Genomic DNA, 24,652 nt, shown 5'->3' on the forward strand with positions numbered 1-24,652 from the left:
CTGGCCCTATAGGCGTACCGGCATCAATACGAAACTGTGTGATGGCAAGTCTCGAGCTCTTAGGAGCGTGCCAGAAGCAGCTCCGGAAAAAATCACATCGATCTCGGCGGCTCCAAGAGAACGTACAATTTCCCCAGCCAGCTGGCCGTTGAAACCAATCTCCAGCGGCTCCGCGTTGTAGTCGCATGGGAGAACATCGTCGGCCAGGTCTTCGGCCTTACCGCCCACTGACTGGATCGAGATAGACTCGGCGGAAACTGCGAGGCGCACCAAGGAAACTGCACCTTCGGACAAGAGCCCGACACGGGCCATAGCACCAGCAAATTCGTCGCGGACAATGCGGGCGACGTCGCCTTGCTCAGCAGCTGCTAACAGCTTGCGGTAGTCAGGGAATTTTCCTTCAACTAGCTTCGTGTGTAGTACGCCACCCTCTCGAGTGAAGCGCGCCATGCTGCCAGAGGTTGAAACCCGAACGCTTCCGGTGCCAACGAATTGGCAAACATCCTCAATGCAGCTGCTCGGCAGGATGAAGTTTTGCATCGGTTCACCAGTCACAGGTACTTCAGTGACACCCAGGCGAAGTCCATCAGCGGCAGCGAGGGTCATGAGCCCCTGTTGGAAATCGAACAGAATGCCGTTGAGCATCACCCGAACGTCATTACGGGCAGCACAGAAGCCCACTTGATGAACTGCGGTACTGAGGGTACTACCAGCGATGTTCAGCTCACCCTTGCTCTGGTCGGCAGTGAACTCCATGACGGGAAAGTGATCGGCAGGAATTGTGGCGAGAGTGAAGCGCGATCGCGCAGCTGAAATCACGAGCTTAGGCTCGGCAAACTGGATGGAAACCATCGCATCTTTTGCCAGAGCTGAAACCACTTGGTCGAACTTGACTGCCGGGACGCAGACAGCAAACCCATCGCCCTGCAGGGTGAACAGATCGGCTGGGATGGTTAGGCTCATTTGCTTCTGGCCGTTATGAGCAGACAGCACCAAACCTGAGGCATCTACCTGTATCAAAAAGTGACCGTAGACGTCAGTGGCTTTGCGCTGGGGTACACGTGCAACGGTTTTAAGGTAGTGAGCTAGATCGGAACACTTGATGGAGAATTTCATGGGCTAATCCCTTTGAGGTATTGCCCATAATTACTGCCAAAAGAATGTGCCAGAACCAGTCGTGCTGATCAATTATTAACCACATCCTTTGAGGGTTGTTACCGTATGAGTTGCGGAGGGTTATGCACACATTTGTCCCCGGAAATTGTGGATAACATTACATTGCTTCGATCAGAACCTTGCTGAATGCGTTGGTAGCATCACGTCCGTCGACTCTAAATGATGACTTCTGTGCAAACCTTGCCATGTCACTGGCTACCCGGTGGGCGTACCCAGTTTGCCCTGAACGGTCAAAAAGGATCGCCAGCTGAACGTAAGCTTGAAGCCTCATGGCGTCACTAGAAAACTCGTAAAAGTCCTGTGGAGGAGGGTAGACACCTTGGGCTGCTTTGATAACCAGCCCGAACAGCACACCAATGTCTTTGCTGTTCAGTTCTTTGACTAGGCCTGCCGCTCGTTTCAGGAATACGTTTGCGTCTTCGATATGTCCGGTAGTCACGTAGCTAATCGCTATCTGAGCGAGCTCCATCGTGCTGCCCGGTCGCTTCGCGTAAAAATCTAGCAACACGTCTCTCAGGGTATTTGCCCGCTCGATGTCGCCTGTTGCCAGAAGAGTGAGTAAGCGTTGCTGAAGCGCGTCCATATACGCTGGCTGGTCTACCGAGTTTAAGGTGTTGAGGGACCGTCCAATCGCCTTAACATCGCTTGATCGAGATGCCAGCGCAGCAATGTGGCGAAGGGCTAATACCTGCGCTTCCGGATCCTTCACACTCAGTGCCTCATCGAGTGCTGAATCAAAGCGCTTCTCTCTAGCCGCGTTGATCGCTTGCCCAGCACTAACAAAGTCGATATCGGGCCTCAGGCACATGAAGGTTTCAGACTGCGTCTTCAGGTCTATCAGAAGCTGGGGGGTTGGAATACCAGCGCCTAGAGTTAATGCCGTAGTGCTGCGGATGGCTGAGTCCCGAACTGAACCAGGATGTTCGGTCTCAACGCTTTTAGCGATCATGTCACCGATGCACTTTTTGTCCGCGTGCTCAAAACAGATGGCTTTTGGAGGCGCTACAACCCAGGCAGGGTCTGCAGCGCAGCCACATAGCGAAAGCATTGCAATGATCAGCGCTTGGGCCTTCACGACTTAACTGACCCAAGGGAAGCGATGAAAGACCTTCCCCTGCTCCGCAGCGAGTTGTAGCAAACGGTTTGCCAGGGAAGAATCCGACTCAGCCTCTACACTGATTGTGAAGACATGGGTTCCCTTAGCGAGCATCTGATCAGCACAGTCTTGATCTGCTGAAGTGAACACTCGAAGGGGAATGTACCTGGCAAGTGCATATTTGTGCACCATTTCAGCTACCCCCGGTTCATCTGAAACGTAGATTTCATCGGGCATTCGGTTCTGAAACAGATGGTCAAAGGTTTTGAATATCTCTGCATCGATCACGCCTAAGTCGCCCGCCAGTACAACCCGCCGCAACTCATTTCCTGGCTCATGAGCTTTCATCAACCGCTCGTAGATGTCCGCGGCAACCTGGTCAATCAATGGAACACCTGTTTCGCATCCTGCCTGAAGCAATGACTCACGCAGGTGGTCTTGGTGCTGAACCAACTGCATCCACATTCCTGCTCTTATCAGAGCAAACCGAACCTGAACCCAATCCTGCCTTACACCACCCTGGTCAATGGCACCTGTCTCCAGCAGGAAGTCATCACGATCATCTTGCTTCAGCAGGAACTGACGATAGGACTCATCGACACCCCGGAATTTCTCAGATTCGACGAAGTGCATCAATGAGTAGCAAAACTCTCCCTCGGACCTATCAAGAGAGCGATAGGCAACAAAGGGTAAAAAAGCATATGGGTCGTAGCTGGGTGAGGTCGATGATTCCATGACTTATCCGATATTGCGGGTAATGCGTTTGTGCAGCTGCATAAGGCCGACTGCCGCTGATGATGCTTCATTGCCATCTTGTGCCTGTTTCAAGAGCTCTGCTACCCAAAGTGGGGGGGGCGAATTTTTGGCGAACCGAGATTGAGTGAATGCATCAACCTCGCTTCTTTGGCCGCTTGTTAATATTTCCGGGGCTATCCTGCCCAGCAGACGGACGACTAATTCATGGAACCTACCGTCGCTCGCGCCAACAGCTAGATTTAGCCATTCCCCCATAGGCGCTTGATGGAGCTCTTGCATCAGTACCTGGTCTTTAGGTGAAAAATCTCCTGCCCACATGCGGTGGTACACGTCAGAAGGTTGAGACGACAACTGGAGTACAGGTGTTTCCTTTAACCTGGACGGTAAGAGCGTCGCAGACCTGAGCTGGGCGATCCTTCGCTTCACCAGTCCGATATCGATGGAAAGCCGAGCTGCATCGGCCGGTCGTATGGCCGAAAGCGGTGCGCAGAAAGGAAAGCGGCTGAGGGAAATCCGCACAAGCGGCCCATTAGGATTTGATGAAGGGTTTCGGACAAAGCTTTGGTATGAAGTGATTGCTGGATTGCATAGTTGGCTAAGATCGGACTCAAGATCCGCCACATACAAAATATCGGGGTATGTGATATCGACACCAACTGGCAGTCCAAGGATGAAGCCTTTCGGTGCCTGCAGACTTTGGTGTACCAGGTACATGGGTGTGGCGCTTTCGAGATCGCTGACCTCACCCTGCTCTAAGCCCAAGGCAGATTTGATGCTCTGTAGAGATGAGTGCTTGAGAGCATGGCCAACAAGCTTGGGACAGCTGGCGTGCGTGTCCGCCAGTAGATCTCTCAACCTCACCGCGCGATTCTCGCCGCTTACATTCGCATCCCACATGAGGAAATGATGGAAGGATTGGGTGTTGGTTGGGTCAGGGCTGTCCGCCCAAGGGTACTCATCCGGCCTTAAGATATTAATGGCCCGGAGCATGGTTTCTAGATCCAGGTAGTAGCTGTGTCCCGGTAGCCCAATGCAGGGGAAAGGAAGAAGATTGCGGTAAAAAGTTGACCTTAGGAACGGATCAACTCGCGTAGTATTACCTAAGCCGATATGCAAACAGTTTGGTCGCGTGAAATGACGATGGACTGTTCTCGCACACTCCAATTCCGAATGGCCGCTCAGCAGATCCATTGAACCGAGTTCAGAGTTAGCAGCAGCCTCCAGATCAACATGCACATCACTGCGCAAACCGACCATCATCTCCATAACCTGAGGCATTAGAGACTCCTCGCACATGAGCGAGTCATAGCGCACGATTTGACCTTCAGCGGGTGATTTACCCGCTGTGATTGCATCGTAGAAATGGATTGCTAACGGCATTTTGTCTCCCCTATAGCCTAATAGTGGAAGGCAACTGCCCTATATTGGGATTTTTAGCTAACTGAGCCAGGATTCAGAAGGTTTGCTTTCAGATGACTCATTCAGCGCCAGCGTTATACTCGTATCACACCTCCAAACGTGATCGATCCGTGGGCCCAACGACTACCTTGCAACAAGCTATTCGCCAAGGGGACACCTTGGTGATGCTGGTGATGCACAAGCACGTTCACCTTGCTATGGCCCGACCTGAACCAGCTTTGATTGCAAGGCTAACTCTTTGTGATCTGTCTGTAGCTGGGAGTGAGGTCATCTACACTGTGGAAGTTGATGATCTGCCCGTGCTTCAAGATTTCACGATTTGTACATCGTGTGCCGCAGCATTCGCAGCAAATCTCAGGGAAGGAATGATTGCCCGGGCTAAGGCGTCAGGGCATTCCGGTCTGCCGCCCCAGTGTATGGAGCGGATTTATTTCGAGGCGAATCAGCTATCGCTGTTCTGAGGCGGGAAAGGGTAGGTTTGCTGCTCGCCCGTTTCCAAACTGACGGTGATCCAATTTCGATTTGTAGAGCCAGTACGGATCAACTCCCACACGACGTTCATCGCCGCCGTGGCAACCGTTCGATTAACTAGACAGTCTTGGGCTGCAATCGATTCAGCAGCAGAGCACGACTTCGTATGGTTGTCAGCCATGTCAGCAATTTCGGGGTAGTGATCCAGTACACATGGAAACTTCTTACGGTCTTTGGCCCGCAGCCCACCAAAAACAACCTGACCGTGACGATGTCCGTTGCCCATGTCGAGCCACATTGCGTTGTGCTTGAAATCACCCTCACTATTCCCGATTGCTAACCGGGCCGAGTTCACATCAACACATGAAATCAGCAGGTCGGCCTTGGCGAACGCAAATCGAGTTTCCTCACAAGGAAACCGGTACGGTAGGCCCACCCAATCAAGTCCCAGGTTCAGGTTGTAACGGTTGGCTAGGGCCACACTCTTGTATGCGCCCAAATCACAAGGCCAAAACCGCTGCCGGACTAGGTTGGATTCGCGCACTATTGCATCATCGATGACGGTGACATGCAGCCCATGTGAATGACCAAGGCTGCGCAGGGCGCAGTGCAACGACGACAGGCAGTCTACGACCTCGCTTCCGTTGCCCCCAGCTCCAAGTACGACGATACGAATTGCTCTAGAAGTCCATTCGTTGGGGGTCTTGTAACGTGTCGCCACTGGCAAGGCCTGAACGGTAGCAGTCATTCTTCACCCCCTGTAACCACTGCATCCTTCAGAGTGAGTTGAACCCCCTTGGCAAGCATCGGAAGCAGTTGAGCTGCCGGAAAGTTTTTGGCGCTGGTGTCGCTCAGCTTTTTATAGAAGGCAATAACCTCCTCGTAATTCGTCGGAGTCTTGAGCACCTTGATACCCATGTGCGTATTCACGCATTGCAGCACGAATCGCTCCCAGCCGGGGATGCTCGCGATGGTGTTGTCCTTTGGAACATCGCAGTTGCCCGAGCAGAAGGACCCCGAGCTATACATATTGCCCATTGGGGCCAAGAACAGTTTAGTGTCAGGGGTAGGACGCCCTTTACCCTTGAAGGCGAAGCAGCGGAGCTTTCCTTGGGAAGCGATAAATATCAGGCCCGGGATCGGAGCTTTGTGAACAGCGTCCCTGAACAGAACGTCAATGACCTGAGGCGGGTTGTACCAAGCCAGCAAGCTACGCGACTTGATCAGAATCCGGGTGTCGATAAATTCGATGCCAGCGTCAATATTCAAAAGAAGATCAACCAGCGTTTCCTTGTCTTCTTCTGAGAACGCCCGACCAGCTCCGAGAGTGAACCCACCTTCTACTGGTGAGTTAATGACCTCATGGGAAGTGAAATCGAGACGATTGGTCTTGGTGTGGTGAAACGCAATGAGGGCGCGGGCCGTGACATCATTGTTGAGCATTTGCAGGAACCTCAAGAGAGAGCTGGATGCGCCTTAGCAGTTCAAGGCATTGGCTAGTTCTCTCCATTATCGGGACTGTGACCTGTGCCACCAGCACCCCGGTGTTTAGCGGGAGCTTCACCGTCACATCAGCGCACTCCTCTAGATCGGCGTTGAAGCCCTCAACAGCTTCAACGTGAAGCGCCTTATGGCGTTCATCTGCGAGCACCCAAATGCAATCGAAGAATCGGTTTGGGCTGTTCTCGTATCCCCCAAGCTCCTCGCTGTCGCCGTAAGCCTGAGCAATTAGGGCGTCAACGGGTTGGTGTCCGTCAACCCGGCTAATGCAAGAGCTGAGCGCGTCAGACAGAACTTGCGCAAGACCAGATTCCCTTGAGTTCCGGCGGCTAATTTCCCGAGCCTGGGAAAGCAATTCACCCAATTCGGCTTTACGGTTTTCGTTGGTAACATCTTGGCCATAGGTAAGCTGATATTTGAAATTGCGCTCGACGTCATCCATCTGCCACAGCAGTGAAGCGGCGCGCTCAACAGATGCATCATCCATTTCGTCGGCATCCATCTCCATCCCCAGCCAGCCAAGCTCGTCGAGGTCATCGTGCGCCTTCAAAACCTCTACAATTTCAGCATGGCTCTTGCCCGTAACGTCATCCTTGATAGCTTCGTAGCTCTCAGAAACCCCGCCCGTGTACTGGCCCCAGCAACTGAAAGCTGTGAATGGCGTGTGAAACGGGATCAAGTAGGTATTCATCGCGTCGAGCGTCTTGGTCAGCAGGATATGCATCTCAAGATTCTCTTGGGTCAACTCTGGCCAATCGAGGTAGAAGCAGTTGCGCTCGCAGGCTTCTAGATAGAAGTCGTTACCGTGGATGTGGCTGTAAAAAGGCTGATCGGTGTAGACCGTGCCGCCTTCGACATTTCGGCATTCGCGCTGAGCTTGAGGCCACAAGGCGTCAAGGGCTGCCTTAGTTGCGTTGACAAGGTCATAGCCGCAATCGGCCCCCTGAGTGAGGATGGGGGCGAGAACAGAATCGTGCAGCAATCCTGCCTCAGCTACCGACAGCGCAATCCCGGAAGCGTATGTGATGTCGATGTCCTTACGGGCCAGACCGTAAGCAATTCGCTCGGCATCAGGAACCGCAGCCTCGCGTGTGAACTCGACCCGCGACTCAATGCTACGCACAACCTTGCCAGTCACCAGATGCAGGCCGTACCCATTCGGGTAGCAGTTGAGAGGGCTTAGGTCAGATTCGTGAAGCAATCCTCCCTGAAGGGCCTCCAAGCAGAAAGCGCTGTGACCTTTATGATCTACCAAATAGCCGTGCTCGCGCATGAACAAGGCAGCAACACTGTGTTGCACTGCTGCACTAACATGCGGGATGGTCAGCGCGGTTAGCGGGGCGCTAGGGAACTGGAGAGGACTCCAGGTTTGCTTGGTTTGTGCATGAGATTCCACAGTCTGACCTGCTGGCTGCGCTCAAGGCAGCAATCGTTGATGGTGGGTTCGGGAGTGGGGGCGGCTGCACCGCCCGCCCATGCCCTGAGTTGTTCTATCGGGCTAGCCGCGGTCGCCGAAGTTGCCTTGACGGAACTCATAAACTTGAGAATCTCCTTCGTTGATAGGGTCGATCAACTTGCCGCCATTCAGGCGAGGAAATTGACGGGCATAGTGCTTGAGCACATCCATCGGCTCCATGCTCGGATCAGGATCAGGAAGATCGCGACCGGCAAAGCGAAACAAACGGCTCAGAGTGAGAATTGAAACGGCCATAAATCCCCCTTAAAAGTTCGTTGCACTGTTGCCAGTAACTTCAGTTGCCACGGGGGCGCGATGGCCTGAGGCTTCGCTGTCTGCATCGCTGTCGGCTTCATCGTCACGGTCTTCGCTTTCGCCCACAGCAGGTGCAGTGGAGGCAGCTTTTGCCGCAGGCTTCGACTTGGCTTCATCAACCGCCTTAGTGGCAAGGCGCTCGATTTCATCCAGAGCGCTCAAACCACGACGCACTACAGCCGCCTTGGATGCGATCAACTCTGCGAACGCTTCCTCGATTTCCTCTGGCGTGCCACTCACTACCATTGGCTTTGCAATTGCGGAACGAAGCTGAACGACTGCCTCGGAGGATTTTTCAGGGGTTGGGCCAATGTCCGGGGTGTACAACAGCTTTATCTTTCCATCACCTAAGCCATGCAGCTCGACGGTTGCTTTCAGGCCGGTGGTGAGTACCGCACCTACTGACTGGAGAAAAGTGTTCATCGTTTGTGTTCCTCGTTAAGTTGGAGCCAGTGTGGGGGTGGTTAGACTGTGCCAGAACCATCGTAAGCAGAGATTTTCATCGTCTCTGGCAGATAGCCTTTCCAGCTGAATTCCTCAAATGCTAGGACGGCCTTGATAATTTCATCGCTCTTGCCCATCACAAGTTTTGCGAACTCTTTCGCCCCTTTGACTTCGTCATACTTCGCTTCAAAACCGCTGGCTTTACAGTCAGCGACCACACCGGCTTTAGTCAGGGACTTGAGGTAGCTTTCGGTCATCTGAAAATGATCGACCGGATCCATACCCGCTGCCTTGATGAATGCAATGGATTGAGCACCAGGAATCGATTTCTGGAATTGGTCGCTGCCGTCGCGGCGGAAAACAGTACAAGCGGCCAGTTGGCTCAGATATCCCTGAAGCTCCTCTGCGGGTTTCTGTGCCAGTGCAGCCTCGGTAGATGCCCGGTCATGCCCGAACAGACCATTCGGTAAGCCAAGGGCCTTCTGCAAGCGGGTAAGCAGTTCGCTTGGCAGATCGGAACGCATGTCGAGGTACATCGAAACGATGGCAATCGCCAACGAGTAGGATGGATTCGCTTGAATAGCCTGACTGCCCATTTGCGAAAACAGAGTGAATGCCTCGCGCTTGATCGCCTTTTTGACCTCCTGCGGCTTGGCAGGGGAGTTAGCACCGGGCTTAGTTGCCGACTTTGGGCCGGTAGCAGCCGGAGCTTTTCCAGTCGGGCTAAGCGATTGTGCGTTGTCGCTTTGATTCGCTGCGGGTTCAGCAGTGGCGCTAGCGATCAAGGCTTTGTAGGCAGTTTTATGCTCGTTATGGCAAGACGTATTGAAACAGTGGCCACCGATGATGTGCCCTTCGTTCCCCGGCTTGGTGCTCACCACAGCGCCGTAGCTCTTGCAGGCTGTGCAAGCAGTGAATTGATTGATGCCGACGCCATTCGGGCCTTTGTCTTCCAAAAGCACATAGCCATTGTCAGGAAGGGTCAGGTCGGTATGGACGATTCCGTACTCTTGCTCGGCCTCAATGAGCTTGACCTTAATGAGCGAGGACGTTTTCTCCTCCCAGCAGGTGCGATTCTGGCACTTAGCTTCACCAAGCGAGGTGCCGAACAGATCACCGAATTGCGAGCTGTTATGTTCGCAGCCTTGGCAGGCAGTTGTATCGAAGGGGGCATTAGCGATAACCCCGGAAAGTTGGATCAGTCGCTCGCGGGTCGCGGCAACTGTCATCTTGCGCTCAACAATACGGGCACAGATTAGTCGCTGGTCATCGTGAATCATTGGTGCAAGCAGTTCGGCATGGCCGAGCTTGATATCCCCTTGCACAAGGGCTTCAGCAACATCGTCGCAGCATTTGGACAGAAGGATGCGAGCGTCGAGCTTGGAGCGCGACCAACCGAGTGTACGGCATGCCTCTTCGTGATCGTTGTTCTGATCAGCAAGCTCAGTAACGGCTGCATACGACTCCTCAATGGGAGTCAGATCGGCGCGCTGGATGTTCTCGATGGTGGCTGCGCGGCGCGCCTCAACATCGGTCATTTCACGAATAATCGCGGGGATATCCGATATGTCCAGATCGACGCTGATATCGAAACGGGTGTTCCCATAGACGACTTCGTATGGATAGTCAGCATTGAGGATAGGGCGCAACAAGATGGGTTGAATGACACCTTCAGCCCGGATGCTTTCTTTCATCTGTGCATAGCGGGCCTTATTGCGACCCTTACGGGGGTCATTCTTTGGATTGCGTCGGATTAGATTACAGGCCACTCGCTGACCAGAGAGCGCTGGATCAATTTGGGTGTGGGGGACATTGGTGGTCGCAAGAGAAAGGTTCGTCACGGGAGGATCTCGTTATGTTGGGATGGGCAAATTGTTGACCCCATAACTGCGTGCCAGAACCCTCAGCGTCCGTATTTATCTTTAAATCCAGTTCAAAGTTTAAGTACGGAGCCGGGTTAGGGTTTTATTTTCCTTTGCCCTTTTGATTTCATAAATTCGGGTACCACAACACCACTGAATACCTGGGTGTCGAGATGGGGGAATGAATGGACCTTCTTACGTAGCCACTCACCCCAGCGGTTAACCGCTGAGAGTTGAGCTTCAGTGAGATGCCACTGACTATGGAGTTTATTGAGCATCGCAGTCAGAAATTCGCGTCGATCGGCGTGCGTGTTCTCCAGAGCCTCACGAAGCCAGTGATTGACTCCAATGCAACGCATCACATTAGCCTCACTGAAAACCGTATTCTGCTCACCCGCATTACGAATCGTCCCTGCAACTCTCTTGCGGTCAGCTTCATCAAGTTGCCCCGTTCGGGTATAGGCATCAAAAGCCTGAGTCAATATTTGAGATCGATGGTGCGCAAATTCGGACATGAATTCGCACCTCAGCCTGAGGTACTGAACGATCTTGTCGAGAGGTGGAAGTGGAGAGCGGACCTGAACCTGAGTCTTGGGTACAGACCCAAGCTGCGGAACTGATTTCAAGCTTGGAAGAGTCGAGGGGGCGGGAGGCAAAGTCGGGTCATCGTCGGAGACTACGAGCAGCGCAAGGCGAGTAACGTCCAGAAGACGTTCTTCTGGTGGGCCTAGCATTTTTTTCGCGCAATTAGGGCCGGCAAAGGCCTCTTCAGACCCGTTGGAAATAACGATTCCTTTGCGGCTCCGCAGAAGCCGGTTGCAGAAAATGCAAATGGCATGAGGGCCCAGATAGTCAACACGCGAGTAGTGCCACATTCTGAAACCCTCTAAAAAGCCGAAAAGGTCTACATCACTTTCCGGGGGGCGGTGAGTAGGATCCTGTTGTACGAATGAGCCATAAATATCAAACGAACCAACCTTTGCCTCCCCATAATCCGGACGTAAGGGCTGCAGCAATAGCAGCGCACACACATACGAGTATCAAAAGTCTTAACAAGGGGACCTCCAAGGACACACCGATCAAAAAACGTTAACCCTCGTAATACATGCCGAAGCACATTCAAAAGTGCTAAAGCACCTTCAACATCACCGTGTATTTACCATCGATCACAACGACCTTTGTACGGTTGGGCTCAACCTGGACGGTATCGGAGAACGCTTTATTACTCATGTTCACCTCTTGATTTTGACCGCAGGAAAAACTCTTGCCGTCGACCAGACTATCAAGGGTTGAGACCTGACCGATGACCTCGACAGGCTGCGAGCCATCAGCTGCTTTGGGCAAGGATCGCAAAGAGAGCAGCAGACCAGTTTTGTACTGGGCTTCCCGGCAAACGTCCCGCTTGGTTGCACCATCCTTGAATGCTGCCTGGTAACGATGGCTCTCACGAATGTCGAGCTCGTATTTGTTGCCATCCAGAGCGTAGTGGTAAGCCTGTGGCTCTTCAGCACCTGCAACCACAGAGACCTGCAGTTCCGCGGTTGCTGCGTGGGTTACCAAAGGGACCAGGCACAACATGAAACCAATCCAACGCATTGGTAAGTCCTCACAGGATATTGGCAAACTTGCTCATGATGAGTTTGAGAGCTGGTACGTCACCAAAGGTGGCGTGATCAAGCTTCGCTTTTGGGGTTGCAGGGTATTTGTCGAAATCGAACTCGATGACCTCAGGAACACCCGCCCAAGCTGTAACCTGATGGCATTCGGTGTAACCGTTGCAAAGAACGTCGATCAGGAAAGCATCCTTCCCATCCGGGTACGAGACACGGCATGTCTCGAACATACTTTCGTAGTACCCCATGGCGTATTGCGCCAGCTCGATCGAAGTCAGTCCGTCAATCGAACAGGCCACACCGACATTAGGGGCAAAAACCAGAACCGTTTTCGTAGTCACAGTGGTACGGCCCGGACATTAACGCTGATCGGTTGAACCGAACCGAAGTTGAAGGTCTTCTCTTCACCAGGTTTGCCGTTGAATCGGACGTTCAAACGGTCCATGTGGATCAGCGGGTTAGGTGTATTCAACTCTGCAGATGGGACGTAAGTCCGATCGACACCTAGGCAGAAACTCAAGTTTTCGTCTTTGAACTGAGGCTGTGCAGCACGGACAAAGTAACCTTCAGGGAAGTAGAACAAATCGCCCTGTTTGACCATGCCATTTTTGTCGACGCCGACCATGAGAGTCTTGTCTTTCTGAAAGTCGCGCACCAGGACATCACGGCCGTGGTTTGATGGGAGTTCAACCTTGATCAGGTTTCCGTAGGTGTCAGGGCTGTGGTCAAGGATTTGAATTTCAATCCGAAAACCGGTGATCTGTTGAACACCATTGGGTTGGTAAGTCCGCTCATCCCGCCAGCGCTCTGTGCACTGTTCATCAGGAACATTGGTGGTTTCGGTAACAGCTACGGTCCCAGAGTGCTCTTTGGAGTCGTACTGGTACGTTTTCTGCTGGAACTCGGGCTTGCTAGCACAGCCCGCGATGGCGAGGCAAAGAGCTGTGAGGCTGAACAAAGACTTGAGCATGGTCATCCCTAATTGGCCGGGAGGCAATATTTGTTGAGTGAGGATTGGTTCACGATGCCGGCCAGGCCGAGTTCGTGTATTGCTTTTACGACATTGGTCTGGTTGAGCGGAGGGATAACAATCATTGACCGTTCGGGTTCTCCATTGCCGACAACCTGAGGACCAACACACATGAGCATTGCGGGGGTGGTGTCGGTTATTACCTGAGCCAAAGCCTTGAATGGCTGGGACCTGAAACCCTCAAGCCCAAAGACAATCACCAGGTCAGGCTTTGATTCAGCTATTTCCTCAAGTGCTCCGGCAACGGTATTGCACGCACGAACCCTATCGAAGAAGTCGCTTAGGATCTGCTGAGTGTGAAACGCCTCGGACGCGACGTCAGTGAGGATGAGTGCTCTTGCCATGACAATGGTCAGTTCTGGCCCATGATTGAGCAGATTCTAACTGCCGCGGCACACATGACAATCCAAAACACCTCATCAGAATTCGGGAAGGGCGTTATGACTTGCTGAGAGGGGGAATACCGGCACAGTGGTTTGATCTATAAAACCGCTGGTGAACCATGGCAGATGAGTCCGCTACAACCTGGATGAATACCTATTCAATGCCAGTTGTGCCAAAGGGTGAGAGGTATGTGAAGCTCAGCGGCCTAGCTGAGAAATACAAGCGTGAGGCATGGGAACAGATATCGAGCACCAATCCTGCCTTGGCACAATTGCTGAAAGAGCCAGAGCTTAGGGAAGCCATAAAATTCTTCGACGCTGATCTCTTTGTCGAGGCGTCATCGGCCCCTTGCCTTCCTGTGGAGTCGCTGAAGGGCCGGAAGCGAGCGGAATCTTAGAACGGCGACCTTAGGTCCTCTTTCAACTGTTCGAAGCGTCTACGGCGCTCGACGATGTCCAGCTCTGGTTCAAAATGCTCGGAGTTGCCGCCCAGGGGGCTAAGGTCAAGGCAAGCCTTGGGCGGGGGATCTGGGAGAACCAATTCTGCTGGATCTTTTCCAATCGACATCATCAGATGAGAAATAGCAGCCATGATCTGTTCGACAGATAAACCGCTTGGTGGCCTCGCCACTTGGTGGCATAGATTGTCGACAGATTGCTGAATTTCTTCAGTGTTTGGCTTTTCATTCGAGAGCCATTCTTTTGCTTGCTCCAACGGGCTCATCTGAAACCTCCTGGGCGAACCAATGTGGATCTGAGCTCTTGCAGCCTGCTTCGCTTTTCCTCCTGGCTCAGCGGTGCGACCGTTACCTGATCGGGGTACAAGTTCCCATAATCAAGCCCTGCTGAACCAACAGTTGCCAGCTTAGTTTCCAAGCCGTCACTGATCGGAATTTCAGGGTAGGAGGGGAGGTCTGATAAGTCGCCACCGCAGTCGACAAAATGCTCAGTCAGAGCGTCGTAGGTATCCCGAGAATCATCGTCGTTGGCGATAGCACCTTTGGAAACCTTGGCAACTATCGCTGATAAGGCTTGCTTCACATCGAGCAACTCAGGGTTGGACATGAGCCATTTCTGGGATCGTACGAGCAGTGATTGGGTGCCGCCAATTGGACTTGCTTTTGCGTTCATTAGCGTGCGGCTCCAGAGATCTCTTCATGCCCAGGCTGTACCGGCATCCCGAGTGCTTTGTTAGTCAAGCTTCGTATCAAAGTCCGCTCTAGAGCGACTGCTAGTGCGACCATGGAAATCATGAGCAAACCAGCTATCGTCATCTGCAGGCCGCGTTCGCTCAAGAAACCGAGCAAGCAAGCGAAGGCAAAATCCAAAGGGACTGCAAGCCCTCCAATCAACAAGGTTGGAGCCAGAAGCCATGACATCGAACGCACCGAGCGAGCAATCACTAACGCGATGATGCAGGCTGGTGATACAGCGCCAGCGAAAGAGATAACCGTTGGGCCTACTGGTAGTGGCGAAGGAGTAAGCATCAGATACCCGATGACCAAGCTCCCAACGAGTGACCCGACCGTAAAGCAAATGACGGCAAAACGACCGTAGGCGGTTAGTCCTTCCATAGTGAAATCCTCGCAGTGAATGTGAGGGTATTAAGCTACGTAAGGGCGCGTGCCAGAAGCGGGTAAATCAAAGGAATAAATAGGAAAAGGACAAAAGAAGGAAGGAACTCAGGAACCCAATAACAGCGGGCCTTGCAGCGTATCAACGTGGACCAAACCTGACTCCAACCGTGCATCAATCCTGATTAAGAGACAAAAAGGAAGCCGGAATCATGGACCAATCCTTACTGTATAAGAACTGATCGTGAACTAAACCTCACTAGCCTTAGCTTGATCGTGAGCCAATCCTCGCTAAGGAAAGCTGCTATTTAGACCGAATTTCTGTGGATAACTAGAGATACAAAGGGTGAATGCACCAATCCTGACTACTATCGTGAACCAATGCTTACTACTGTATAGCGGTGAAAAGAACAAAATATTTTCACTTGGTCAAAATTAGAGACGAATGTCAGAGAACAGTTCATTCCTTTCGACATCAAGGAATCGTGAAGCAATCCTTGCTAAGCGGTACCGAGAACACAGTTAACATTGAAGTCAATTCAGAAAAGGGCGCGATCGGGCAGAAATGCAAGTCTGCCTGGAACATACCGATTTGGAATTTTCGAATCGTGCATCAATCCTTGCTATCGTCGCTGGTGAATCGTGGAGCAATCCTGACTGTTCAAATGACAGTAATCGATCGATGGCGGATCGGCCAGATGTCGATTTTGAATAAGGTTTGAACGTGATTCGACAGCGAGGTCTTGACATGAAGACGCAGAGTCCTCGGATTGGAGGCAAGGAAACCGAGTATAATTTGGTATCGAGAGAAGATTAGGCTCGGCAATCGTGCACCATTCCTGACTTCTGATTTGCCTGCACCTGGAACATGTTTCAGAACAGGTTGGTTTGAGAGAAATACAACTATAGCTGCCTATTCAAACCTGTCGCGGCGGACTTAGGATTAATGAGCGCAACAGGATGGCACCTAAGCCTTCGGTTACAATTGGTCTGTAACGAAGGTTCTCCTGAATCCATTGAGCGATGCTTAGGGGTTCAATTATGATTAGTCAAACGCTGACCCAGGAAATCAAACCATGATCGAAAAACAGAGCATCGATGAAAGGCTTGAACAGTCAGTCAGAGCAGCAGGCAACGAGGGCAGTATTAGATTTTTGGATTCTCCGAACGACCCTTGGCGCAATGGCTATCGAAACCTCTCACCCTCTGAATTTGAGACGATGAAGGCATCTTTGGTTGGACAACCAAATGCACGCACTTCTCCCAACCAGTGCCCGGGCTGCGTAATAGACGCAACCCTCACGGCCGCTACCAAAGCTTGAAAGTCATAATTTCCCAAATCCGAGATGTGTAGGGGAAGTTTTCAGCAAGTGCAAAAAAGCCCGCATGATGCGGGCTTAATGCTGTATGCCGGTTGATTACGCTGTGAGGGCAAGCTGGCGGTTGTTTTCTCGACGATGGCCATCGATCATCATCCCGACAAACTTTTTAGTTGGTAGGATTTCGTAGACGTAGTCGATTGCACCTTTGCCCTTAGGCTTCTTGATCGGTGTCGACTTAAACTCGGAGAGCACCCCTTCCTGCACAAGCTCGGCCAAGGCTATGTTCACCGCCCGATAATCCTCAGGCATGCGTTTGGACAAGCCCCTCGCTGTATTACTCAAAAACTCAACAAGGTGGAAGCGATAGGGGTGGGTAGGGGAAGCATTCCGCCAGCGCATTGAAAGCTCCCGGTTTAAAGTCTTAGCAAGACTGTTCGTGAGTTTCATCGAGGTTGAGTAGTGGTACAGGCGGTAATCGCCCCGTTCGATGCCACGTGAGATCAGGGGGTGTAATACGGCCATACACAGAGTGGCGTCACCCTTCTCCTGATCGGAAATATCCTTCACATCGATGTAGTTTTTGCTCTTCTTGTTCTTGCTTCGCAAGTAGAGAAATGGGAGATAGTTGGAGGTAATGTCTATCACGTCTCCATCGGAGGACCGGGTTTGTATCGTCAAGCTTGATTTTGCCAGGATGTCCAGCGCCTGGCGCAGTTCATCGTAGGTGTAGGTATGGCCTACAGACTTGAGTTCCTGCCGGAGGTCGTAAAGGCTGAAGCTAACAGAGCACTTCACCTCATTGAAGCGCCCGGGCTGTGTGCTGAACTTTCGAAGAGCCTCCTCAACACACTCTTCGCGGCTGCTGGGGTACAAGCCAACCCACTCCGTCTGGCCAGTCGCCTTTCCTTTGATTTTAATTGGGATCTCCATGCTCACAGCCTTCATGACCACACGGAAGGGCTGACCATTGAGGCTGCCCTCAAGCTGGGTGCTCATCTGGCTCATGTCACGAACAGTCTTCGAAGCCCAACTGAACCGAGGCAGAGCATCGTAGATCGATACCAGATTACTGTGATCAGCATCATCAAGTCGGATTTCATATGGGTTGAATAGTTCGCCCTGCAGATCTGGCCCGGCCGAGCGTTGCATGTTGCGATGCTGCATGTTGCGCAATTTGGCAGCGATAGAGTTGTCGGGGCGGCCAGCCGAAGCTGATACATTTTCCATCCCAGGGAGTTGCTGTGTGCTTGGATTGCTGTGGTCCATTAGGGGTTACCCGTGCACCCCGCGATGCATATATGCATTGCGGCGGTTGAAGCAAGAAGAGTGAGCTGGCTCACTTTACTTTTGAATTTACGCACTTCGCTTTCAATCTGCCGACATGGAGGTAGACAAGACGATAACGAAAGGCGGACGAAGAATGCATGGGTGATCAAATACCCTTGTTGGCTTGTGCCATAGCTACGATTACGCGGAAATCACAGTCAGACATGCCGGATTTCGATTCCATAACCCCATCAATGACGCGTTGAAAGTCCTGAACATTGTTCGCGACAGCGTCAAGCATCTGAGAAACCTCAATGTATTGGGCCGCAGTGGCTTCAGCAGATTGCGTGCAGACCGCATATCCTTCCAGCCGGGCTTTACCCAAACGTGTAGACGCTGCAGGCAGATCAAAAGACTTAGGATCAGCAATGAATGCCTTGCCGATCGCCAATCTTACGGTGTCGGTATCCTCAACCTGCGCAGTAGCAAGTGCTTGCACATCGTCCGGCCGCTGCAAAGCTGCGTATGCAGCAGCTGCCATCGCCATGGCGGCAACGGTCAAAACGATCTTCTTCATTGAAATCTGCACAGTCTTGGTCTCGAGAACAGGTCAGCCTCCGAGGATAACGGCTGATATTTCGATTGCACGCCAAAAGGGGTCGTCGGAATTCATGAGAATCCCAGCACTGAATTCGGAGGACCATTTTTCGGATGCGTCGGACCCGAGCAGGGGATATGGTCTTGGAGTCAATACAGGAGGCAACATGCTCGTACTTACTCGAAACAGCGGTCAATCAATCAAGATTGGTGATGACATCACGATTACTGTCCTGAGCTGCGTTGGTACCCAGGTCCGCTTGGGGATCACTGCTCCGAAGGATGTTGATGTTCATCGAGATGAGATCTATCAACGCATTCAAGATCAGCGCCAGCTGGAGAAGGGCAGTGCCTAGAACGACAACAGCCGTGCTTCTATTGACCGTTGCATCGTTAGCTGGATGTACATCCGCTTGGATAACCGATCCAAGCCCGGCGATGGCGAGCCTGATCAACGATCTCAAGCTTGAAGGATTCAAATGCAAGGCTGGGTTCTCAAATATCGAGTGCCGGCAGATTGATGCATTAGTCGAGAAGTCAGCAAAAATCTGCTCCTCAGAAAAGGGTTGTGAGCCTCAGCCTTGTCACGATGTACGCCTTGTTTACACCATCACACAGGCCCGAGACGGAATTCCGGGTATAGCTCAAACCACTGAGCGTACTGAGACTCGAAAGCTCCCGTCGGGCGACATGTATTCACAGGAACGTATCGCTGACCTTAAGGAATACTGCGCCATTCGATGACGAGGTTGACGCGGCCAGGCTCGCCGGCCGCGGTCACCGCCTGATTATGAAATAGCGCTGGCGGGTGGATAGGCCATCAGGTGGGAAAGGTAAGGGACAGGATCACCGTAGTATAGACGGTGCAGCCCATTGAAAAAACTTAAGACCTCAACCTGGTTCGTAAGCACTGTTGTTGGCAGGTGGTATGTACGCTCACCTGAGTAATCGTGATCAATGGCGATGCCGTCAACAAGATGCCGAGCCAACGTACGCATAACGGTTCTGGTTTTATCTGCCCCACAAGAAAAACCTTCAGCACGCTCGATGGCCTTTCTTACATGTGACTCAATAAAATCCCCATGCTTAAACAGGAATTTTGCACTCGAGTTACCCCCAAGTTTCGCCAGGAGCAAGCCGTCCACAGCTCTCATATGCTCGACACTCAGGTGCATCGAGAAACGTTCGGGCGTTCGTTCTTCGATATCCTGAGCGAGCTTTGCATAGAAATCTGTTTCGGCCAGACCCAGGTATGCTTCATGGCTCTCCTGTTCAAAACCATTCAATATTCCGCCAAGCACAGCAGCTAAGGCGTCTTTCATCGTGGGGTATCCGCTATTTGGGCGGATGATTTCACCAACCCCGAGCGTAAAGCATCCTTCTCAAAGGCCGGGAGGTTTCCAATCGTGGCCCAAACCTTATTATCCGAACCCTCAATTCCAAAGCGCCCGTATACCACTGGCTCGGGTTTTAGTGGATTATTAATCGTGGTGTAACCCTCTACTGTCACCTCGATGCTCTGGGATTGGACCAGACACTCAGATCGTGCTTCGAACACGTTCCCAGCAGCCGCAAAATAGGCTTTGAATGCATCGCTACCCCCGCCGGCCATTGCAATAGAGCTTGCCTCGTATATGAGGAATAGGGATTCGGGATGCGAGCAGACTATCGAATCGGTTTTCAACGAGGTCCGTATTGGTTTGGGCAGTGTTTCTACAGGTGCTGCACGTGCTTGCACCTGAACAAGGCTCAAGGTGATCAGCAGACCGATCCCAGCGCTGAGTGGCCTTCTCATAAAAACACCCCTGCATCAGTCTCCGTAAAGCTGATGAACAATCCTGACTGGCAACGATAGATAGTTGGCTGGAAGCCAAGCGTGCGTGCTTCAGCTGCAGCGATGTGCGGGTTGTTGGTAGGGCGTAGTTGTTGAATGTCTACACCCCCACGGGACTGGGTCCAAAGCTCAAAATACCGAACCCCAGTGTCACGTAAAGAAGTTCGCTCAGCGATCATCAGGAGGATTGAGCGAGGGAACTTATCACGTGGAGATGACATGGCATGGCGCACCGACATGTTCAACAGCTCTGTGAACTGCAGTGGTGAAAATTGACCTCGGCCGAGTGCCAAGAGCTGATCCACGGTGAACGAAGCCGGCAAGTAGAACATCGTGTCCGGCTTATCGGTCAGTTCGTTTCCGTCCGGAATACCGAACGACAAGCTAACCCCTACACGCATCGGTAAAGCCTCGTTCGATAACCCGCACACCTCAGGCTCCATGAGGGCAAAGGTGATGCCCCCCTGATCAGTCAGTAAAGTGAGCTTTACCCAGTCGCCCTGCAGATCAAAGCTCGTAGGTAGACCTACCTCAGCAAGACCGCTGGCAATGCGGGTAGCTAGATCAATGAGGCCTTTGGTGAAGCCAGCCAGTAAGGGTTGCAATGCTTGGATTTGAGTCGCGGCTATCGGCTGGTAGGCATCAGTCATCATCTAACAGCCTTGCATGCCGCGCAGCAAGCCCAGCCACAGTATCTGTGGTGGTTTCCTCGATTGTATGAAGGGCTGAGCGAAGATTGCGAATGCGCTCTTCGTCAAGAGCAGACTGTTTGTCCGCGGAATGCTCCAAAGCTGAGCCTATAAGAGCTTGGACTTGCTCCAGACTGAAGCTGTCCGGTAGCGCATCGGTCTTCAGGACCGTGAGAATAAAGCTGTCGACATCATTCATGCTTTCACCATAAGGCCCGCATGCGGCGGGCCTTATTCAGTCAGTTAAACGCCGGCGGGAATATCCTCGCCGCCCAGGGCGGTAAGCAACGCTGGAACGGCTTCGTTCAAGGTTTTCATCATGAGCAGGAAAGATGCGTCAAATTGGGAATCTGCATCATCACCACCATCCTGAACTGCCTTCTCATGCAGGAGCGATTCAAAACGGAGGCCCTGAATTGCAAGCTTGTCGTTCACAGTGAAGCTCAGCAAGTCCTTGTAAGCCAGATTGATCTGGCTGACGATTTTACCGCTATCGAGCAGTTGTTTGATCTCGTCAGATGTAAGGTCCTGATTCTTGACCTGGATTTCCCCGCCGTCCTCACTGATGTCGTTCAGACGGCAGTTGCTGAGGACGTAGAAATCATCAGCAGCCTTCTCGGTCTTGATCCAGGAAGTGTAGGTGGCCGTTGGTGCAATTTTGACTGCTACAGGACGTACCGGCAGGCTGCCCAGCACCTCTCGCAATGTCGAGAGAAGTGCCTCTGCCGATTTAGGGCTCGAGGTGTTCACATAGATCAGGTTCTGTTTGAGATCGATGGCAGCGTAGGTTGTTGCCTTTTTGATGAAGGCGCGCGGCAAGAAGGCCTGGGTGATCTCGTCCTTGATCTGATCCTTTTCCTTTTTGTAGACCTTTCGCAGCTGACTGAGCTCGATTTCTTCCACCTTCTCAGCGACAGCATCAGCTACTACTGCTGGGGGGAGGATACGTTCATACATCCGGAGTGCCACGAGAAACACACCATCAACAACGTGAGCAAGGGGAGCGTCGGGGTTCTTGCTGTTAGGAGCAAGGAAGCCAACAGTTTGGAGGACTTGGCTTTCAGGTAGCTTGGCAACCTTGGTACGCAGCGCTTGCTCAAGGCTCTCGAGGGTAAGAGGCAGATCTTGGGTCAGCCGATAGACCAAAACGTTTTTGAACCACATCGTGCACTATTCCTCTGTAATCAGTTTAATGAAGGCGAACAGGGTAACGCACTGCCCGCCTTTGCCAACTCAAAGGAACCGCTCAGAAATTAGAGCTTGGTTAGCCTACCAGCGATAAAACTGTCAGTCCTATCATCGCTGGATGGGCCCAGGCCGGCGGCGATGTCCTCTCCCAGGTCATGATCGTACTTTCGGCAAAGCCTAGCTTCGATCCGAGGGAACCAGGGGTAAGGCCCAACCGCTCACGCAGACTACTGAAGCGCTCACCAGATAGCGTTTTCACCCCTTGATCAACAAACATAAGGCTACCTAGGCCTAGGCAGGCAATAGTCATCCACGGCCGAGGAGATGTTTTCTCTGCAGTTATGATGGTCGTACGGGCAACGTCAAATTCGATAGCCAGCTCAAGCTGGGATAGCCCGAGCTTGTTTCTAGCTTCACGTAGTGCGTTGAACGGCCTGTGCTTCTTGCTGGTTGATTTCTTCTTCATACGTCTCCACCCATCCCGCAATGATCTAGTTCTAGGCAGCAGCGAGCCACACAAAGCAGGCTTCGGTTTTGAGGCCGCCGGCAACAGAGAACAGTTCGCGAGCAGTCGCCATATTCGACATGGGCAGGTACCAGGATCTGGCTGTTCTCAATGCCTCGGAGAAGCCGAAAGTGGGTGCTGTGTGAGCCACGTCGGTACGCAACAGCACTGTCAGGTTTGGCCCGTCCACTCCGTCATCCATAAGGTCGAGAGTGAATCCAATATCATCAAGAATCTCGCCTGTTCGCGGGTTGATGTAGCAATGGACAACATCGCGACCGTCCCGATAGCTGCTCTCGAGCTGGTACCCATGATCAAGAAGAACGTCAGCAATCGCCTCACCTGCGGCTTCTACCAGCCGCGGAGTAACAGACCCGGCGTTTAAATCCCGATGTTCAATATCAATCAGATGTTGAATTACAGCTTGGTTAATCCGTCGGCTCACTTCACACCTCCGATCCCCAAGACCTTCAGCACCTGGTCAAAGGCGGCCTGGGCCGATCGAGTGATCAAGAGGTGATCCTCATCGGGAAAGGCCTCGGCCAGCTTTGATGTGAGAGATGCCGCGGTTTGAGAGGCGCCGTCGTTCACGCAACCCGCTGTCAATGTGTCCAGATCCAGTTCGAGAGCCCCAATTTGCTTGCGGCCCAAGAAAAGGCAGAGAGTCATCGTCTCCTGGAGCACGACCAGTTCAACCTTGGTCGTGCCCTGGACAATTACCCGCCCAGACTTCACTTGCTCTTCTGTTTTAAGGCGGGAATCGAGGCGGTTTCTGAAAATTGACTGAATGACGTACTGCGGGCCCAGGTCCGGCATGCGCTGGATCGGTCCGAAACGAAGACCAGGGGTGCGAAGGCCTACCTGACCACTTTCAGAGGGATACAACTCTGTGTGCCCGAGAGAGATCGCACGGTCGAGTAGAGCTCGCCAGGTCGTCATGCCCATGTGGAGAACGCGATCATCAACGATCATTCGTGACAAAGCCTCCCCGGCTGCGATCCCAGTTGGGTTGGTAAGGTCGAGATCCGGGATGGATTTTGATCCAGACTTGTTGATGCCGGCAGAAAGGGCCATGCCAGTGGGGAAATCGAATCCGAGCTGGGGTGTAGTAGAGCGGGAAGAGATGGTGGTGTTCATGAGTACACTCCTAGAAATTAACCCCATTGGAGACGTACTTGTCGCGTGGCAGAAGCCTCACACCAAAAAAGGGGCTAGGCCCCAATTCTGGTTACGGCTCGATTGAGCGGTCCGAACGTTTCTAAATAGCGGGTGAAGGAGTGTGGGCGGTGCCAGAAAGACCAATGAGATCACCGAGAAGGTCAACAGCTGAATCACTGCTCTTTGGATCGGCATAGGAGCTGAGAAATGAAGAAAGCAAGTCGTTGAGCATCTTGCCGCCAGGCTCTCCTCTGAGGACGGTCATAATGCAAAACTGCTCGAGGAGCGCAGGGTTCACGCTTGAGAGGAACCCTGCGCCTACCTCATTGGCTATGTTGGTTAGGAGAATCCTAAGGTAATGATCAGGTGAGCCGCTATTCTCAGCAGGGTTGACCCCATCGTTAGAAAGACTCAAAGGGCGTTGATGAGAAGGGCCGTGAGGCAGTTCTTGAAGGACGCCTAGCGTGCGGGTGACATGCTCGCTGACGTCAGTGCAATCAGTCTGCATGACTTGTCTCGTATTATAGATACGTTCAAGGCTATCAGCGTTCTGAATAAGGGCGTAGCGAAACTGCCAGTCTAAATAAACAATCGATTCAGACAATGCTACCGAGCCCACTGACTCACTGCGCAGATGTGCGCCTCGTCTAGGAAGGCCCAAGCCTGAGCTGGAGTGAACGCGCCTAAAAGGTCGACATGGCAAAGGGCGAGCGCAACCATGAGTCGATCCATATCTGAGGAAAGGTCAACAATCACGCCGGCGTCCACAGCACGAATAAGCGAAACGAGATGAGTGGCTTCGGGAGTGCGGATTGCATCAGGCCGATCAAGTCGATGTGACCTGATCCAGGTTGGAGCGAACCGGTAACCACAGGGTTGTGAGTGGTTGTTATCGCAGGAAGTGACCAGTCCATTATGAAATTTGACGAAGGTTTCAACAACGGCCCCATCGATCTCACAGCACACCAGGAATACGCCCGAAGCGTCGTTGCTTGTGT

General features: G+C 52.4%; 30 protein-coding genes. 2 read left to right on the top strand and 28 right to left on the bottom strand.

The genetic code is table 11. The annotated features are described in order from the left end of the window. Positions 1–6 precede the first annotated feature (6 nt). The 18 genes from dnaN to ACZRN6_RS16835 form a co-directional block, all read right to left on the bottom strand. On the bottom strand, positions 7–1,116 hold the full coding sequence (dnaN, locus tag ACZRN6_RS16750) for a DNA polymerase III subunit beta (protein WP_169904140.1): 1,110 nt from the start codon (positions 1,114–1,116) through the stop codon (positions 7–9). A 157-nt stretch (positions 1,117–1,273) separates the two neighbouring features. Further along, a complete protein-coding gene (locus tag ACZRN6_RS16755; protein WP_169904139.1) occupies positions 1,274–2,251 on the bottom strand; it encodes a hypothetical protein in 978 nt (325 codons plus the stop codon). 3 nt (positions 2,252–2,254) lie between these two features. Then, positions 2,255–3,007 carry a hypothetical protein gene (locus tag ACZRN6_RS16760; protein ID WP_169904138.1) on the bottom strand — a complete coding sequence of 251 codons (753 nt, stop codon included), beginning with the start codon at positions 3,005–3,007 and terminating at the stop codon, positions 2,255–2,257. A 3-nt stretch (positions 3,008–3,010) separates the two neighbouring features. Then, positions 3,011–4,408, bottom strand: coding sequence for a hypothetical protein (locus ACZRN6_RS16765; protein ID WP_116827399.1), 1,398 nt, complete (start codon positions 4,406–4,408; stop codon positions 3,011–3,013). A gap of 481 nt (positions 4,409–4,889) precedes the next feature. Next, a complete protein-coding gene (locus tag ACZRN6_RS16770) occupies positions 4,890–5,666 on the bottom strand; it encodes a PRTRC system ThiF family protein (protein ID WP_169904135.1) in 777 nt (258 codons plus the stop codon). Then, positions 5,663–6,361, bottom strand: a complete 699-nt coding sequence (locus tag ACZRN6_RS16775) for a PRTRC system protein B (protein WP_116827401.1) — start codon at positions 6,359–6,361, stop codon at positions 5,663–5,665. Before ACZRN6_RS16775 ends, ACZRN6_RS16770 begins: the two co-directional genes overlap by 4 nt. Beyond that, the gene (locus ACZRN6_RS16780; protein WP_169904134.1) at positions 6,348–7,814 is read right to left on the bottom strand and encodes a hypothetical protein; all 1,467 of its coding nucleotides are present in this window, start codon (positions 7,812–7,814) and stop codon (positions 6,348–6,350) included. Before ACZRN6_RS16780 ends, ACZRN6_RS16775 begins: the two co-directional genes overlap by 14 nt. A gap of 102 nt (positions 7,815–7,916) precedes the next feature. Beyond that, positions 7,917–8,129, bottom strand: coding sequence for a PRTRC system protein C (locus ACZRN6_RS16785; protein ID WP_078465885.1), 213 nt, complete (start codon positions 8,127–8,129; stop codon positions 7,917–7,919). Between the two features lie 9 nt (positions 8,130–8,138). Then, positions 8,139–8,612, bottom strand: a complete 474-nt coding sequence (locus ACZRN6_RS16790) for a PRTRC system protein E (RefSeq protein ID WP_169904133.1) — start codon at positions 8,610–8,612, stop codon at positions 8,139–8,141. A 41-nt stretch (positions 8,613–8,653) separates the two neighbouring features. Beyond that, positions 8,654–10,474, bottom strand: a complete 1,821-nt coding sequence (locus ACZRN6_RS16795; protein WP_284184496.1) for a PRTRC system ParB family protein — start codon at positions 10,472–10,474, stop codon at positions 8,654–8,656. A gap of 116 nt (positions 10,475–10,590) precedes the next feature. Further along, the gene (locus tag ACZRN6_RS16800; RefSeq protein WP_169904132.1) at positions 10,591–11,010 is read right to left on the bottom strand and encodes a hypothetical protein; all 420 of its coding nucleotides are present in this window, start codon (positions 11,008–11,010) and stop codon (positions 10,591–10,593) included. A 613-nt stretch (positions 11,011–11,623) separates the two neighbouring features. Continuing rightward, on the bottom strand, positions 11,624–12,091 hold the full coding sequence (locus ACZRN6_RS16805) for a hypothetical protein (protein WP_169904131.1): 468 nt from the start codon (positions 12,089–12,091) through the stop codon (positions 11,624–11,626). 10 nt (positions 12,092–12,101) lie between these two features. Continuing rightward, positions 12,102–12,449: a hypothetical protein gene (locus ACZRN6_RS16810; RefSeq protein WP_011923250.1), complete on the bottom strand. Its 348-nt coding sequence runs from the start codon at positions 12,447–12,449 to the stop codon at positions 12,102–12,104. Further along, positions 12,446–13,078: a hypothetical protein gene (locus ACZRN6_RS16815; protein WP_169904130.1), complete on the bottom strand. Its 633-nt coding sequence runs from the start codon at positions 13,076–13,078 to the stop codon at positions 12,446–12,448. Before ACZRN6_RS16815 ends, ACZRN6_RS16810 begins: the two co-directional genes overlap by 4 nt. 8 nt (positions 13,079–13,086) lie before the next feature. Further along, positions 13,087–13,482: a response regulator gene (locus ACZRN6_RS16820; protein ID WP_078465891.1), complete on the bottom strand. Its 396-nt coding sequence runs from the start codon at positions 13,480–13,482 to the stop codon at positions 13,087–13,089. Between the two features lie 433 nt (positions 13,483–13,915). After that, entirely contained in the window at positions 13,916–14,245 is a 330-nt protein-coding gene (locus ACZRN6_RS16825) for a hypothetical protein (RefSeq protein ID WP_078465893.1), read from the bottom strand. Next, positions 14,242–14,652 (bottom strand): hypothetical protein, encoded by a 411-nt coding sequence (locus tag ACZRN6_RS16830; protein WP_284184495.1) that lies wholly within the window; start codon positions 14,650–14,652, stop codon positions 14,242–14,244. Before ACZRN6_RS16830 ends, ACZRN6_RS16825 begins: the two co-directional genes overlap by 4 nt. Then, the gene (locus ACZRN6_RS16835) at positions 14,652–15,095 is read right to left on the bottom strand and encodes a hypothetical protein (protein WP_078465895.1); all 444 of its coding nucleotides are present in this window, start codon (positions 15,093–15,095) and stop codon (positions 14,652–14,654) included. The genes ACZRN6_RS16830 and ACZRN6_RS16835 overlap by 1 nt, the downstream gene beginning before the upstream one ends. 1,076 nt (positions 15,096–16,171) lie before the next feature. On the opposite strand from ACZRN6_RS16835, the gene ACZRN6_RS16840 reads away from it, so the two are divergent. After that, complete coding sequence (locus tag ACZRN6_RS16840) at positions 16,172–16,417, top strand: hypothetical protein (RefSeq protein WP_155007412.1); 246 nt, start codon at positions 16,172–16,174, stop codon at positions 16,415–16,417. Positions 16,418–16,513: 96 nt separating this feature from the next. On the opposite strand, the gene ACZRN6_RS16845 is transcribed toward ACZRN6_RS16840, so the two are convergent. Together ACZRN6_RS16845 and ACZRN6_RS16850 are read right to left on the bottom strand one after the other, a co-directional pair. Then, positions 16,514–17,683, bottom strand: a complete 1,170-nt coding sequence (locus ACZRN6_RS16845; RefSeq protein WP_230383543.1) for a replication protein — start codon at positions 17,681–17,683, stop codon at positions 16,514–16,516. 166 nt (positions 17,684–17,849) lie between these two features. Beyond that, positions 17,850–18,260, bottom strand: a complete 411-nt coding sequence (locus tag ACZRN6_RS16850) for a hypothetical protein (RefSeq protein WP_284184494.1) — start codon at positions 18,258–18,260, stop codon at positions 17,850–17,852. Positions 18,261–18,447: 187 nt separating this feature from the next. On the opposite strand from ACZRN6_RS16850, the gene csrA reads away from it, so the two are divergent. After that, the gene (csrA, locus tag ACZRN6_RS16855; RefSeq protein ID WP_011923241.1) at positions 18,448–18,636 is read left to right on the top strand and encodes a carbon storage regulator CsrA; all 189 of its coding nucleotides are present in this window, start codon (positions 18,448–18,450) and stop codon (positions 18,634–18,636) included. Positions 18,637–19,068: 432 nt separating this feature from the next. Here the strand turns inward: csrA and ACZRN6_RS16860 are convergent, their stop codons facing one another. The 8 genes from ACZRN6_RS16860 to ACZRN6_RS16895 form a co-directional block, all read right to left on the bottom strand. Beyond that, entirely contained in the window at positions 19,069–19,602 is a 534-nt protein-coding gene (locus ACZRN6_RS16860; protein ID WP_078465898.1) for a hypothetical protein, read from the bottom strand. A gap of 469 nt (positions 19,603–20,071) precedes the next feature. Beyond that, positions 20,072–20,767 carry a hypothetical protein gene (locus ACZRN6_RS16865; protein ID WP_169904128.1) on the bottom strand — a complete coding sequence of 232 codons (696 nt, stop codon included), beginning with the start codon at positions 20,765–20,767 and terminating at the stop codon, positions 20,072–20,074. After that, entirely contained in the window at positions 20,757–21,002 is a 246-nt protein-coding gene (locus ACZRN6_RS16870; protein ID WP_078465901.1) for a hypothetical protein, read from the bottom strand. The genes ACZRN6_RS16865 and ACZRN6_RS16870 overlap by 11 nt, the downstream gene beginning before the upstream one ends. Positions 21,003–21,046: 44 nt before the next feature. Next, on the bottom strand, positions 21,047–21,967 hold the full coding sequence (rdgC, locus tag ACZRN6_RS16875; RefSeq protein WP_078465902.1) for a recombination-associated protein RdgC: 921 nt from the start codon (positions 21,965–21,967) through the stop codon (positions 21,047–21,049). A 100-nt stretch (positions 21,968–22,067) separates the two neighbouring features. After that, positions 22,068–22,457, bottom strand: a complete 390-nt coding sequence (locus ACZRN6_RS16880) for a hypothetical protein (RefSeq protein WP_078465903.1) — start codon at positions 22,455–22,457, stop codon at positions 22,068–22,070. Positions 22,458–22,488: 31 nt separating this feature from the next. After that, positions 22,489–22,941, bottom strand: coding sequence for a hypothetical protein (locus ACZRN6_RS16885; RefSeq protein WP_011923235.1), 453 nt, complete (start codon positions 22,939–22,941; stop codon positions 22,489–22,491). Beyond that, positions 22,938–23,633: a hypothetical protein gene (locus ACZRN6_RS16890; protein WP_169904127.1), complete on the bottom strand. Its 696-nt coding sequence runs from the start codon at positions 23,631–23,633 to the stop codon at positions 22,938–22,940. Before ACZRN6_RS16890 ends, ACZRN6_RS16885 begins: the two co-directional genes overlap by 4 nt. 121 nt (positions 23,634–23,754) lie before the next feature. Beyond that, positions 23,755–24,258, bottom strand: coding sequence for a hypothetical protein (locus ACZRN6_RS16895; protein WP_169904126.1), 504 nt, complete (start codon positions 24,256–24,258; stop codon positions 23,755–23,757). Positions 24,259–24,652: the final 394 nt, after the last annotated feature.

It is taken from the genome of Pseudomonas sp. A125 (genome assembly GCF_055409485.1).

Coding starts and splice junctions, on each gene's coding strand:
- dnaN (WP_169904140.1), bottom strand. CDS start 1,116: ATGAAATTCTCCATCAAGTGTTCCGATCTAGCTCACTACCTTAAAACC.
- ACZRN6_RS16760 (WP_169904138.1), bottom strand. CDS start 3,007: ATGGAATCATCGACCTCACCCAGCTACGACCCATATGCTTTTTTACCC.
- ACZRN6_RS16765 (WP_116827399.1), bottom strand. CDS start 4,408: ATGCCGTTAGCAATCCATTTCTACGATGCAATCACAGCGGGTAAATCA.
- ACZRN6_RS16770 (WP_169904135.1), bottom strand. CDS start 5,666: ATGACTGCTACCGTTCAGGCCTTGCCAGTGGCGACACGTTACAAGACC.
- ACZRN6_RS16775 (WP_116827401.1), bottom strand. CDS start 6,361: ATGCTCAACAATGATGTCACGGCCCGCGCCCTCATTGCGTTTCACCAC.
- ACZRN6_RS16785 (WP_078465885.1), bottom strand. CDS start 8,129: ATGGCCGTTTCAATTCTCACTCTGAGCCGTTTGTTTCGCTTTGCCGGT.
- ACZRN6_RS16790 (WP_169904133.1), bottom strand. CDS start 8,612: ATGAACACTTTTCTCCAGTCAGTAGGTGCGGTACTCACCACCGGCCTG.
- ACZRN6_RS16800 (WP_169904132.1), bottom strand. CDS start 11,010: ATGTCCGAATTTGCGCACCATCGATCTCAAATATTGACTCAGGCTTTT.
- ACZRN6_RS16805 (WP_169904131.1), bottom strand. CDS start 12,091: ATGCGTTGGATTGGTTTCATGTTGTGCCTGGTCCCTTTGGTAACCCAC.
- ACZRN6_RS16815 (WP_169904130.1), bottom strand. CDS start 13,078: ATGCTCAAGTCTTTGTTCAGCCTCACAGCTCTTTGCCTCGCCATCGCG.
- ACZRN6_RS16820 (WP_078465891.1), bottom strand. CDS start 13,482: ATGGCAAGAGCACTCATCCTCACTGACGTCGCGTCCGAGGCGTTTCAC.
- ACZRN6_RS16825 (WP_078465893.1), bottom strand. CDS start 14,245: ATGAGCCCGTTGGAGCAAGCAAAAGAATGGCTCTCGAATGAAAAGCCA.
- ACZRN6_RS16830 (WP_284184495.1), bottom strand. CDS start 14,652: ATGAACGCAAAAGCAAGTCCAATTGGCGGCACCCAATCACTGCTCGTA.
- ACZRN6_RS16835 (WP_078465895.1), bottom strand. CDS start 15,095: ATGGAAGGACTAACCGCCTACGGTCGTTTTGCCGTCATTTGCTTTACG.
- ACZRN6_RS16840 (WP_155007412.1), top strand. CDS start 16,172: ATGATCGAAAAACAGAGCATCGATGAAAGGCTTGAACAGTCAGTCAGA.
- ACZRN6_RS16845 (WP_230383543.1), bottom strand. CDS start 17,683: ATGGACCACAGCAATCCAAGCACACAGCAACTCCCTGGGATGGAAAAT.
- ACZRN6_RS16850 (WP_284184494.1), bottom strand. CDS start 18,260: ATGAAGAAGATCGTTTTGACCGTTGCCGCCATGGCGATGGCAGCTGCT.
- csrA (WP_011923241.1), top strand. CDS start 18,448: ATGCTCGTACTTACTCGAAACAGCGGTCAATCAATCAAGATTGGTGAT.
- ACZRN6_RS16860 (WP_078465898.1), bottom strand. CDS start 19,602: ATGAAAGACGCCTTAGCTGCTGTGCTTGGCGGAATATTGAATGGTTTT.
- ACZRN6_RS16865 (WP_169904128.1), bottom strand. CDS start 20,767: ATGATGACTGATGCCTACCAGCCGATAGCCGCGACTCAAATCCAAGCA.
- ACZRN6_RS16870 (WP_078465901.1), bottom strand. CDS start 21,002: ATGAATGATGTCGACAGCTTTATTCTCACGGTCCTGAAGACCGATGCG.
- rdgC (WP_078465902.1), bottom strand. CDS start 21,967: ATGTGGTTCAAAAACGTTTTGGTCTATCGGCTGACCCAAGATCTGCCT.
- ACZRN6_RS16880 (WP_078465903.1), bottom strand. CDS start 22,457: ATGAAGAAGAAATCAACCAGCAAGAAGCACAGGCCGTTCAACGCACTA.
- ACZRN6_RS16890 (WP_169904127.1), bottom strand. CDS start 23,633: ATGAACACCACCATCTCTTCCCGCTCTACTACACCCCAGCTCGGATTC.